The following is an 11,853-nucleotide window of genomic DNA, read 5'->3' on the forward strand; positions in this document are numbered from 1 at the left end:
GCTATCGGGAACCAGCCACCCATCAATCGTTTAACTAACGTCCCTGATCAGTACATCTAGCCCGGGTAGGTGGTGTGGAACCTCATCACTTCGTGGACGGTGAATCTCAAGGCTTTGTCTGTCCAGACTCACGCTACCGTCCAGCGCTACTCGCAAACGTGGTGAAAGGAGTCTAATGAGGTGCTGTTCGTCCATGCCGATACTGGTGCTCAACTGCGCCAATCGTAATCCCGGGACAAGGTGCTGACCCGCACCACAGGTTGAGCCCACAGAGGCGAATATTCAGCTTACGTACGGTCCGACAACGGGCCGGAATTTACAGCTGCTGCGCTGATCGACTGGGGCGACACCGCCGGGGTCAATGCTGCGTCTATTGATCCCGGATCGCCGTGGCAGAACGGTTTCGCTGAATCATTCAAGGTGCCGTTCAGAAGGGAACAACTGACCGGAGAAATCAAGGAGACGATGGCCGAGGCAAAGTACTTGGCCGACAAGTGGAAAGATATCTACAATCATGAAGGTCCTCATGGATCCCTTGGCGGAATGACGCCGTTCAGACACTGGGATCGCGGGATTGCAGAGAACCAACTAGCTATGGCATAGCCAGTGGACTGCTAACGAGGACCTAATCTGTAGGATCGGGGATGGTCGGAGTTTCTGTTGGTTGCTTGTTTAGTCACTTCCGATTAGGGGCCCCGATCCTTCTTCCCTGTCATTTGTCACACCCACTGGCTTACTTTTCAATCAACACACTTCAATCCGAAGAGCCCGTAATGACGACCGCGAAAATTGTGACAAGGACGGTTTGCGGTACGGCGAGCACGCAATAAGTCCATAGGCACGGCATCCCGTTATGACTCTGATGACAACTTCCATGGCTGGTGCCTAGTTCCGTTGTGGCACCAACACGGTGCCAATTTCGCCAAAGCAACGGCGAATATCGGTATCGACCTCGTTGAGTTCTCAAAAGTCGAACACGGAAGACGTCAAACGCTTGGTTCGTCATGACGCACTTACCCGACAACTCCATTAGACCACTAGTGACCGGTCTTTAGCAGATTGAGAACTTCTAATTTGTCGATGCGATCTTCACGCTAAAATTTCCATATTTCGTCCTATACCATAACAAATCTTTTGAATCAGTCATCTCAAATGACTCAGGTAGCACCAGCCGACGTTTGGAGTTCCAAGTCTCACCGTCAAAGCGGACAAAGACGTTAAATGTCTGTCCTTTAGATTGAGAAAAATAGTCATATGGAATAGGAAAATTAAAGGATTTATCATCGGATCCTTTGATGCCGACAGACTGAAGGAACGTATTAGTTTTCCGACTTGCAAGCAACATTTGGAGGCGGCGAGCATCGGTGTATTCACCATCTGCAAATTTAATATTTAGACAAACCGAGTTACTTGCCTCGCTGATTTCGATATCGTCAATCTTGACTGTCGGCTTGCCCTGGAGAGGAAGCGGATCCTTAGCTGTCGTTAATTCGCCAATCGCGGTCAACCACCGGGCGTAGCTGGCGCGAGGTAAATACGACGCTGCCTTTTCAATTGCAGCAACCCGCATTTTAAGTTTTTCATCTGCATTCAGGCTCAAAAAGTTCACAATGCTAGCTGCCAGAGCATTCGTATCCCCGAACGGAACCACGAAGCCGTCGACTCCGTCTTCAATGATGTCCCGAGGACCGTAATTAATGTCGTAAGTGATCGGGACGCACCCAACGGCCATTGATTCAATGACCGCAAGACCGAGGCCCTCACTCATGCTCGTGAGTAGGGAGAAGGAACTCTTTTCAAGCCGTGATGGAAGATCAGCGACATGGCCGGCGAATTTTATGGACTCTTCAACTTCAAGTTTACGACTGTAATTTCGTAGACTTTCAAGCTCTGGTCCTTTACCAAATACCGTTAGACGTGTCTTTGCGCCGAGCTCGTTAGCCTCAGCGATTGCTGATATTGCGTGGTTGACGCGTTTCAATTTTGAAAGTCTCGCTATTATGACCCCAGACAACTCATCACGCCAGGCGTGGGCAGAGGCGAGATTCGGAGAAAATGATAGCTCGCTTGGAAGATGCCTCAGCTTTTCTGGCGCTATTCCTTTTGCTGCCATGGCAGCTGCCTGCTGACGAGTCTGAGTCGCGATAAAATCGAATCGTTCGATGTTCCGCATCGTGTTCGTGCGTTTTGCGAGCGACTCGCCATAAGGACCGTCGTACGGTCTCCGTAGGTGCGATCCATGCATAAACAGAACCATTTTAAAGTCGCGCTCGACGATCTCACAAAGGAATTCACTCATCATTTTATCGTCGACAATAAGTAGTGACTTATCTTTTTCTATTACATTTTTAATCCAGCAAACATACAGTTCTTCTATAGTCTTGAATTCAGCAAGAGGTGTTTGAGCGGTGGAGCACAGGACTATAGATGCGTCTGCAGTCTCGGTGGAAATCTGCACTCCGAGTAAGCTTCCATCGTCGCGATAAAACCGCTTGCGTAAATCGCTGTTCGTGCCTGGAGCGGTGGCTGTTAATGTTTCTCGCGACTCGGAATATTTCGAGTTGTCGTCCCTTAATGTGACATTGGTGTTTTCCGCACAACTATCCACAAATCGACGCAAGTCACCGTCTGACATGGCCCGCAGGTCAGTCCACGCATTTCGAATCTTGACGCTTTCTTCGAGCTTATTTTGCTCAACGAGGCGTTGTCGAGTAGCTTCCGCATCGAAATTCTCGTTAATTGTTAAAATCGTCATAGACGGATGATGACCATATTGTACGAACCCGTTAATTCTGCGCAACATTGAATTAACCATCCCGCCAAACTCTAAAGGGATATTTGACATGGCATTGTATACGTGCAGGTTCTCATTTTTTGTGATCTGGTTTGCCGACGAGTGGCGATTTTTGGCAGGCTTGAGATTTCCACGCTTAAACCGCTTCAGCGTCCGTATAACGAGATTAATGATCGCACATCCTTGATTTTGAGCTGTATGACCAGAGGAGCCTATCTTGCTGGTGTAGGCGAGGTTAACCCAACAATGTCTGCCGAGGCCCCCGTCTGGGTTTAGTTTAAGCTTCTTGTCGAGTTTTTTATGCTTCGTCGCCTCATATCGTTGAAGGTGGGGAGCAATGTCAAACGTTGCCGTGATGAATCTCGTATTTGAGAAACATATTTCTCCTTAGTGTGAGGTTTGAAAATCCGGGATTTGGAGAGGGTTTTGGCGAGTAGCCCGAGTTGCTACGGGTAGTCCAAGTTGTTGGTACGGCTGATTCTGGAGGGATGGTACTGGGGCGACTATTGAGGTCTTCTGGTTCCAGCAGCGGCACGCCAGGTGGGGACTGATGCAAAGGAAGGTGACACTTTGACCTGACCTATGGTTCGGTTTCCAGTTGATGTCGCTAGTCGATGGTCTTCATGGAAGGCTCACCGTATGCCCCGCCCGTACCCTCCAGAGTTCCGTTCCCGTGCCATTGCTCTAGTCCGCGAAGGCCGACAGGTCAAGCAGACCGCGCAGGACCTCGGTATCCACGAGGTCACCCTCCACACCTGGCTTCGACAGGATGACATCGACCTCGGCCGCCGGTCTGGACTCAGCAGTCGTGAGTCTGCCGAGCTCCGCGCGGCTCGCGGTCGCGTTCGGCAGCTCGAGCAGGAGATCGCGATCCTCCGCCGCGCTGCGACGTGGCTCGACGAGGAGGGAGGAGTGGACCCAAAAGGGCGCACCCGGTGATCGACCGACTCGTCGACGCCGGGGCACCCGTGCACACCTGCTGCCGCCTGCTGGGCGTCTCTCGGCAGGGCTACTACCGCTACCGGCAGCGTCCCACCAGCGCCACCGAGCTCCGTCGACGCTGGCTGACTGGACTGATCCGCGAGATCCACATCGCCTCTCGTGGCACCTACGGCTACCGCCGGATCCACGCAGAGCTCACCATCGGCATGAACATCCCCTGCTCGAGCCGACTCGTCTGGGTTCTCATGACCCGCGCGGGGATCGGAGGACTCCCTGGGCCGGCGCGGATCAAGCGTCTCAAGGGTGTCGCCACAGCCGATGATCTGGTGAACCGGAAGTTCCATCGCCTCGCTCTGAACGAACTGTGGGTCACCGACATCACCGAGCACCCCACCCGCGAAGGCAAGGTCTACTGCGCCGCGGTCCTAGATGCTTGCAGCCGCAAGATCATCGGCTGGGCCATCGACTCCAAGCAGGACTCCACCCTGGTCGTCAACGCCCTGGACATGGCCATCCGAGCACGGCAGCCAGGTCCTGGAGGGATTGTTCATGCGGATCACGGAGTCCAGTTCACATCTTGGGTCTTCACCCAGAAGATCCGCTCCGCGGGCCTGCTGCCCTCGTTCGGGAGCGTCGGCGATGGCCTGGACAATGCGATGGTGGAGTCGTTCTGGTCGAGCATGCAGATCGAGCTGCTGAACCGGAAGAAGTGGAAGACGCGGATCGAGCTCGCGAACGCGATCTTCGAGTACATCGAGGTCTTCTACAACCGCCGACGTCGGCACTCCTCGCTCGAGTACGCGACACCGAACGACTACGATCTCGCCCGCACCCCGCAGGCACTCGCAACCACCGGAAGCTAGCGATCGAGAGTGGAAACCAGGCCGTAGGTCAGGTCAAACTGTCACCTCGACTTGCAGCAGTCCCGTCCCGCTGCTCAGCAAGGAGAATGTGCGCGCTGGACGTGACCAAATGACCCTGATGTTCCGCACCACCGGCATCACGATCTTTGGCTAGGCCGTCGGGGCGATCATGCTGCCCAGTGGCCTGCGTTCGATGTGCACGAAGGCCTTGGAAAGGCGACTGTCAAGGCCGGAGGTAAAATTTACCGAAGTGGTCGCTAGCGACTTCAGTGTTGGGTCGTCATTACTTTGAACTCATAATTGTTCTGGACTCGTTGAGGAAGTTTTCGACCGCCTGTCGACCGTTGAATCCGCCGAGGTAATAAGTTCGTTGTTCCCACCGGTATGCCGCGAGAGGATCGTCTCCAAGCATCCTGTCAAGGGCAACCGTCAGATCTCCATTTGACGGGGTAACAACGTAGCCCGACCGTGACGTAGGAAATTTTTCATTGAATTCGTCTGGTGTGAAGCGTGTTGTTGCCATGGCGTACGGCTTCCCCGATTGGAGATAGTCAGTCACAATTCCCGATACATCTGCAATCATTGCATCCGAGGCGTTTGTCACATCGCTTACGGTCGCGTCCGATTCAGCTGGAGCACCCCACCTATGTCGGCGATTCGAGTGCTCTGAATCACGTTCGAGCATTGCTTGAATCGTCTTGATGAGCTTGGCGAACTCCTTATTACTTCGACTCGCAGGGTGGGGACGGAAGATGACATTGACGTCTCGTTTGATCAATGCCTCGACTATGTCTGGCCCGAAAGTGAGGGAAGAGTAGTTTTCAGCTTTATTCTTTCCGTACCAAGTGGGGGCATAGAGGACTGTTGGCCGAGTCTTTTCGGCAATTGGAGTTCTGTCGACCTCGATTGCTTCCGTCGGTGGCCGTCCGATGACCTTAAATTTAGATTGGATTATTTTAACACCATTCCGAGCGTATCGGTCGATGGCTCCCTGCCCCGCAACAAATAAGAAGTCGTACTTTGCGCTGTTGGGGTTGAAGCTGGGTGCTTTGTCGCCGTCGCCGTGATGAACAAATACGTGGGTGTACCGCTTGTCAGCTCTGAACAGGGAGTTCTTGGCCGCGTTATGTGGGTAATAGGCAATGCTGACTGAATCAGGTACTAAATTACGGACGTCCGCGGCAGTTTGTTCATCCGGTACCACGATTGGCCTATTTGTGTTCGCGGCCAATCGGTTCATGGTTTTTTCGGTTAGGGAGACAATGAAGTAAGGCTCGCCCAGCCGGTCGATATATGGGTACCACATTTCAGCTTGGTAGGTGGCAGTTCCTCCATATGGAATTACCGCTTTCGGACGCAATCTCCGTAGCTCCCGTAAAGTTCGCCACCTTGCTCGATCAGCGTAGATCCAAGCATTCACCATGCTCCACGCAGCGACTGAGAACGCTAGCAAAGATAGTGCAAGTGAAACCCACGGTGTTGCTTTGACAGAGAGAAAGGCGAAGATTGCGATTACGGCGAAGGCGGCCCATGCGAGTCGGAAGAAACCCTTGACCTGAACTCCTGAAAGCTTGGTGATGCGTGGATTAAAGTTGAAGTTCGTGGCCACGAGTGGCTTCGTGGAGGAGAAGACCGGGATCGCGCTTGCCAGCCAAGTAGAAATCGTCAAGAGGAACAATGAGATCCACATTACTGATGGGAGATATGTGGAGTGAGCGGCATAAACTGCGCCGACTCCGAGAGCGAGTAGGGCCATATAGGGGATGCTGATCGTCGAATGTCGGGCAACGGACTGGGGAGTCGATGTCAGCGCAAGGACTGCTTCGGATAGGCACACAGCAGCAGCTAGAAGTGCACCCACGACTAAGGCCCCAATATTGGCTGGGAAAGCAACGAGTAGAAAACCGGCGATGCTTGCAGCAATGAGGGTCGTGCGACGTGACAGTGCCTGGGGAAGGAACCCGCCGAGGCTCCAGACGATGGCCTTTCGGGTCGTTTGAGCTAACTTTCCCACCTTGTGCTTCATAAAATGATATCTCTCAGTTTGATCGCCAACGTTTCTCAATTGACTTCATGACACCGGAAACCTTCGATGACTCCTCGTGTTTCGGCGCGACGATGGGGCGCCCCTAAGACTGCGCGACCCAATAGCCAGTAGATCTTAGCACTCGTCGCTGTTGAGTGTGGCGAATCGATTCGGCGGTTGGATTTCTTTGCGCATGGGTCATGGGTACGGTCTTGTCGAGGTGGAGAACTGCTCGAATACGGGACTTTGTTGCTGCTGACTGATAGGGGTAGGAAGAAATACGAACTGGCCTTTCGTTGAAAGGCCGTCCTTCTCGTGCTCGGGCCGAACTGCCCAATCAAGCGGTTCGCCGAGCAAATTGGCGTGAACCCAGGCACTCTGGGTAATTGGGGCCTATGCTTTTGGGCACGTCGCTATCGGGGTCTTGGCTTGATAGAGAGTCCCGTTCTTGATCATTCAGTCGAGCACGTCGCAGCGGAGTCTTGCCAGACACATGACTGATGCATTGTGTCTCTTTCCCTCGGCTCGTTTTCGCTGGTAGTAGGCCATGGAGATCGGATCGTGGCAGCTGGCGACCCAAGCCGATCGGAACAGGGCGTTCTTCAATGCCTTGTTCCCGGACCGGGATGGGTGTTCACCATGGATCGAGGTGCCTGAGTATCTTGATGTCGGAGCGATCCCCGCGTAGGCCGCCAGATGGGCTGCGTCCTTGAATCCATGGCCGTCTCCAATGGCCAGGAGCACGGCTGCAGCGGTCTTGATGCCGACTCCTGGCATGGAGATCAAGACCGTGGAAAGAGGGAAGTCATCGACCAGCTTCTCCACTTCGGTGGCCAGGATCGCTCGTTGGGCTTTGAGTTCCTTGATCTGGGCTGCCACCCTCGGGATGATGATTTCGACCGCGGCCGTGCCGGCCACGGTCACCGTCTGCTCTGACAGGGCGGTGAAGATCTCTCCGATGAGTATGGAAGGATCCTTGCGGGAATGGTTCCGGGCGAATCGCAACACGTTGCCCTTGCCCGCGGCGCGTAGCCCGGTGGGTCCGCCGTAGTGGATGAAGAGCTCCAGCACGAGGGGGCGGGTGATCCTCGTTTCGGGGAAGACCCGCTCCAGGGCGGGGAAGATCTGCAGCAGCAGGCCCCGCAGCCGGTTGATGGCCCGGGTGCATTCATGAGTCAGGTCGGCATCAAAACCGGCCAGGACCTTCAACGCTGAGAGGACCTCGCTGTCCCGGTCCACCTGACGGAGCGTATGGGGCATTGAGCGGGCGGTGTCGGCGATGATGAACGCGTCCCGGGCATCTGTTTTGGCCATGCCTGGGTATAGGTCTGCTGCTTTTCGCATCGCCAGCCCGGGAAGGTAGGCGACTTCGCAGCCCGCGTCGCGGGCTACCGCGATGGGCAGGGCGCCGATGGTGTTGGGTTGGTCCACGATGACCAGCACTTTCCCGTGGGTCTGGAACCTGGTGAAGACCTCTCGTAGCTTCGCCTCGTCCTGGGGCAGCGGGTGGTCGAAGAGCCGGCCACCGTCCCGGTCCAGGGCTGTTGCGTGGTGACCCGATTTACCGACGTCGAGTCCGCAGAACACGGAGATTTCGTTGTTCATGGTGGCGCTCCTTTTGCACCGTGCGGTTGGCCGCTAGTCACGACACTCGATGCCACACCCACGTAACGAATAGACCACGGTGTCTAACTCGCCAGGCCATGTCCCTATCAGCGGTCAACGCGTGCCTTCAGGTTCGGCGACAACACCCCCCCGGATCATGAGTGACAGGGCAGGACAGTCATACCGAACCTGGCGACCAAACCCCGTTTATCGGAGTCCTACAAATGTAGCGGGCGCGCGCGTGGTTGCCTCGGGTTTGGGCAAGAGCTCCCCGACAGGCTAAGATGTAATGTCGGTCTTTGTTCTACAGGAGTTCTCATTAGCGATAAGCGTTCAGATCGTCCGTCGTCACGCGGAATCGATCGCAGCTCGCCGTTGGTCTTTTCGGCCAAGGAATTCGGGGGATACCCGGGTACCATGAAGACTCTTGAACGGACCGTGCCCGCTCCGCCTGAAATGGGGGCGGCACTGATCGGAATCGAAGAGGGGTCGGATATCGATCTGGATCTTCGATTCGAGGCCGTACACGAGGGAATCTTGGTTTCCGGTACAGCGTTCTCGGAAGTGTCCGGTGAATGCGGCCGTTGCCTGGAGCCTATCGAGTACGACCTCGAGTCCGACATTCAGGAGTTGTTCTTCCATGAAGGCACTGAGTTGCCCGATGAGGAGGACATGGACCAGCGACAGATCGTGGATGACTTCATCGATCTGGAGCCGGTACTGAGGGATGCAGCGGTGACCGCGCTGCCGTTCCAACCGGTGTGCCGGGAGGGCTGCGAAGGCCTCTGCGCAGAATGCGGGATTCGCCTCGCGGACGAGCCAGGGCACCACCACGAGATTCTAGATCCCCGCTGGGCAGCTCTCACCGAGCTGGCTGGCACCACCGCAGAAGATGCGGTACAGAGTACAGATTCAGTCGAGAGAGAAGAGAGTTAGCCGTGGCTGTTCCCAAGCGGAAGATGTCCCGCTCGAATACCCGGGCCCGTCGGTCCCAGTGGAAGGCAACTGCGCCGAACCTGGTCAAGACCATGGAGAACGGCCGCGTAACCTACAGCCTGCCGCACCAGGCGAAGGTCGTGACCGACTCTGCCGGCACCGAGTTGTTCCTTGAATACAAGGGGCGCAAGGTAGCAGACGCCTAATAACGTCTGATGCCTTCAACAGAAGAGCTTCTGAAGCGTCTCGGGGTCACCATCGACCCCGAGACGCTTCGTCTTGCGCTCACACATCGCTCCTATGCTTATGAGCATGGCGGCCTTCCGACCAACGAACGCCTCGAGTTCCTCGGCGATTCGGTGCTCGGCTATGCCGTGACAGACCACCTCTACCGGACCTACCCGGACCTGCCGGAGGGTGATCTCGCGAAGCGACGTGCCTCCGTTGTTAGCACCCGAGCACTCGCCGGGATAGCGCGCAGCATTGAAGTTGGACAGCATATTCTCCTCGGTCAGGGTGAGGTACTGACCCATGGCGCGGACAAGTCCTCGATCCTTGCTGACACCATGGAGGCGTTGATCGGTGCCACGTACCTCAGTGATGGCCCCGACTCGGCCCAGGCCCTGGTGATGCGGCTGGTTGCCCCGCTGCTATCGGACGTTGAACACCTCGGTGCGGGCACCGATTGGAAGACAGCGATCCAGGAAATCGCGGCAGCGCGCAAACTTGGCCCTATTGACTACTTCATCACCGGTACCGGCCCCGACCACGCGCGGGTGTTCGAGGCAACGCTACGCATTGGCAAGACGGATTATGGAACGGGCACCGGCCCCTCCAAAAAGGAGGCCGAACAGGAGGCGGCTGCTATCTCCTATCGGACGCTGGTCTCCGCGAAGCCTGCTGTGGGGCCGGAAAAGACGACGGCCCACGAGTAGATGCCGGAACTTCCGGAAGTAGAAGTCGTGAGACGCGGTCTCGAATCCTGGGTCGCTGGCCGGCGGATCGACGAAGTCGGTGTATACGACCCGCGCTCCCTCCGCCGACATCAGGACGGCCCCGCTGACTTCATTGCCACACTGCACGGCGCAACGATCACCGACATTGTGCGACGTGGAAAGTTTCTCTGGATGCCGCTCGACGGTGTACCACGAGGGGCAGCTCTTGTCGCTCACCTAGGAATGAGCGGCCAGCTGCTGGTTGAGGACTCCACGGCGCCCGACGAAAAACACCTTAAGATCACCTTCGATCTATCGGCTTCCGCCGCGAAGCCGGGACAATTGCGTTTCGTCGATCAGCGGATCTTCGGGGGCATGTTCGTCTCACCCCTGGTGCCGACCATCGACGGAGCCCCGGGGGGACAAGGTTCCCAAGCTGCAACCATTCCCCAAGCTGCCTCGCATATCGCCCGCGATGTCTTGGATCTCAATTTCGACATAGAAAGTTTCCATCGCCGGCTGCGGGCGCGTAGGACGAGTATCAAACGCGCGATTCTGGACCAGGGGCTGGTATCCGGGGTGGGCAATATCTATGCGGACGAGGCGCTGTGGGAAGCCCAGATGCACTACGCTCGTCCCACCGACACCCTGCGGCGCCCAGATACCTTCAGGCTATTTGTAGCGTTATCGACCATCATGGACCGAGCGCTTGCTGCCGGTGGAACTAGTTTCGACCAGCTTTACGTCAACGTGAACGGTGCGTCCGGCTATTTCTCTCGGTCATTGAACGCGTACGGACGCGGCGGACAACCGTGCCACCGCTGCGCAGCCGGGGGACGGACTTCGCTGGTTCGTCGGGATGCGTTCATGGGGCGTTCGTCCTACTGGTGCCCCGTCTGCCAGCGAGTTCCGGGCAACGCGCGTTTCTAGGCGGAGAAGTCGGAGACTACCGCATCGTTGAACGGCGTCCACGCATCAATCGCCCATGGGCCAAAGTCTCGGTCGGTCAAGGCAACGCATGCTAAGCCAGCTGACGGGTCAACCCAAAGGAAGGTCCCTGACTGTCCGAAATGGCCGAAAGTCTGAGCTGAGTTCTGAGTCCCAGTCCAATGGGGTGACTTGTGGTCCTTGATTTCAAAACCCAAGCCCCAGTCATTGGGCTTCTGTCGGCCGTATCCGGGAAGAATACCGTCAACATCAGGAAATTGCACGGTGGTTGCTCGTTCCATGGTCGCGCCAGCGAGGAGAGTAGGATGCTGGAGCTCTGCTGCGAAGAGCGACAAATCGTGGAGAGATGAGACGGCATCGGCGGCGGGAGAACCTTCGAGCGCCGTTCCGGTCATGCCCAAGGGCTGCAGCACAGCTTCGGAGAGATAGATGGCAAAGGGGATGCCAGTCTCCGATTCAAGGGTCTTTCCCAGGACATCGAAGCCCGTATTCGAATAGATCCGGCGTGTACCCGGTTCGGCACGAACAGCATCAGAGGAAAAATCATAACCGCCGGTGTGCGCCAGCAGGTGATGAACCGTTGAACCTTCCGGACCTGCTGACTGATCGAGCGAAAGTGCCTCTTCTTCCAGAGCGACTAGGAATGCGAAGGCTGAGAGCAATTTGGTGACCGAAGCAAGCGGAAAAATGCGCTGGGGATCCCCCCTGCTGTCCAGGGTGTTGCCTAGGGTGTCCAGCACGGCTGCTGCGGCGTGGGGGACAGGCCATGTGTCGAGTAGGTCCAAGGCGGTCATGAGACGGTAC

At 56.2% G+C, this 11,853-nt stretch carries 9 protein-coding genes and 1 pseudogene; 6 read left to right on the top strand and 4 right to left on the bottom strand.

The features are described from left to right. Positions 1-291: 291 nt before the first annotated feature. Positions 292-603, top strand: a pseudogene (locus tag FM101_RS04825) (integrase core domain-containing protein); the annotation flags it as partial. A gap of 466 nt (positions 604-1,069) precedes the next feature. On the opposite strand, the gene FM101_RS04830 reads toward FM101_RS04825, so the two are convergent. Then, positions 1,070-2,755, bottom strand: a complete 1,686-nt coding sequence (locus tag FM101_RS04830) for a glycosyltransferase (protein ID WP_179204235.1) — start codon at positions 2,753-2,755, stop codon at positions 1,070-1,072. Positions 2,756-3,433: 678 nt separating this feature from the next. Between FM101_RS04830 and FM101_RS04835 the strand changes: the two genes are divergently transcribed. Continuing rightward, positions 3,434-4,599, top strand: a protein-coding gene (locus FM101_RS04835; RefSeq protein ID WP_086996286.1) for an IS3 family transposase whose coding sequence is annotated in 2 segments (ribosomal slippage) — positions 3,434-3,710 and positions 3,710-4,599 — 1,167 coding nt in all. Because the reading frame shifts where the segments join, the coding sequence is not laid out codon by codon here. Positions 4,600-4,882: 283 nt separating this feature from the next. Here FM101_RS04835 and FM101_RS04840 read toward each other — a convergent pair. Together FM101_RS04840 and FM101_RS04845 are read right to left on the bottom strand one after the other, a co-directional pair. Beyond that, positions 4,883-6,625, bottom strand: a complete 1,743-nt coding sequence (locus FM101_RS04840; protein ID WP_086996289.1) for a CDP-glycerol glycerophosphotransferase family protein — start codon at positions 6,623-6,625, stop codon at positions 4,883-4,885. 456 nt (positions 6,626-7,081) lie between these two features. Then, entirely contained in the window at positions 7,082-8,230 is a 1,149-nt protein-coding gene (locus FM101_RS04845; protein ID WP_086996292.1) for an IS110 family transposase, read from the bottom strand. Positions 8,231-8,647: 417 nt separating this feature from the next. Between FM101_RS04845 and FM101_RS04850 the strand changes: the two genes are divergently transcribed. From FM101_RS04850 to mutM, 4 genes are read left to right on the top strand one after another with little or no spacing between them, the layout of a single operon-like run. Next, complete coding sequence (locus FM101_RS04850) at positions 8,648-9,166, top strand: YceD family protein (RefSeq protein WP_179204236.1); 519 nt, start codon at positions 8,648-8,650, stop codon at positions 9,164-9,166. 2 nt (positions 9,167-9,168) lie between these two features. Further along, positions 9,169-9,372, top strand: a complete 204-nt coding sequence (gene rpmF, locus FM101_RS04855; RefSeq protein ID WP_086996298.1) for a 50S ribosomal protein L32 — start codon at positions 9,169-9,171, stop codon at positions 9,370-9,372. Positions 9,373-9,381: 9 nt separating this feature from the next. After that, positions 9,382-10,101 (top strand): ribonuclease III, encoded by a 720-nt coding sequence (gene rnc / locus FM101_RS04860; protein ID WP_086996301.1) that lies wholly within the window; start codon positions 9,382-9,384, stop codon positions 10,099-10,101. Continuing rightward, complete coding sequence (gene mutM / locus FM101_RS04865; protein WP_086996304.1) at positions 10,102-11,031, top strand: bifunctional DNA-formamidopyrimidine glycosylase/DNA-(apurinic or apyrimidinic site) lyase; 930 nt, start codon at positions 10,102-10,104, stop codon at positions 11,029-11,031. Here the strand turns inward: mutM and FM101_RS04870 are convergent. Next, the gene (locus FM101_RS04870) at positions 11,028-11,843 is read right to left on the bottom strand and encodes a serine hydrolase domain-containing protein (RefSeq protein ID WP_086996307.1); all 816 of its coding nucleotides are present in this window, start codon (positions 11,841-11,843) and stop codon (positions 11,028-11,030) included. The genes mutM and FM101_RS04870 overlap by 4 nt on opposite strands. Between the last annotated feature and the right edge of the window lie 10 nt (positions 11,844-11,853).

Origin of the sequence: Arthrobacter rhombi, from assembly GCF_900163545.1 — a bacterium.
GTDB classification, from domain to species: domain Bacteria; phylum Actinomycetota; class Actinomycetes; order Actinomycetales; family Micrococcaceae; genus Arthrobacter_H; species Arthrobacter_H rhombi_A.

Coding starts and splice junctions, on each gene's coding strand:
- FM101_RS04830 (WP_179204235.1), bottom strand. CDS start 2,755: ATGACGATTTTAACAATTAACGAGAATTTCGATGCGGAAGCTACTCGA.
- FM101_RS04840 (WP_086996289.1), bottom strand. CDS start 6,625: ATGAAGCACAAGGTGGGAAAGTTAGCTCAAACGACCCGAAAGGCCATC.
- FM101_RS04845 (WP_086996292.1), bottom strand. CDS start 8,230: ATGAACAACGAAATCTCCGTGTTCTGCGGACTCGACGTCGGTAAATCG.
- FM101_RS04850 (WP_179204236.1), top strand. CDS start 8,648: ATGAAGACTCTTGAACGGACCGTGCCCGCTCCGCCTGAAATGGGGGCG.
- rnc (WP_086996301.1), top strand. CDS start 9,382: ATGCCTTCAACAGAAGAGCTTCTGAAGCGTCTCGGGGTCACCATCGAC.
- mutM (WP_086996304.1), top strand. CDS start 10,102: ATGCCGGAACTTCCGGAAGTAGAAGTCGTGAGACGCGGTCTCGAATCC.
- FM101_RS04870 (WP_086996307.1), bottom strand. CDS start 11,843: ATGACCGCCTTGGACCTACTCGACACATGGCCTGTCCCCCACGCCGCA.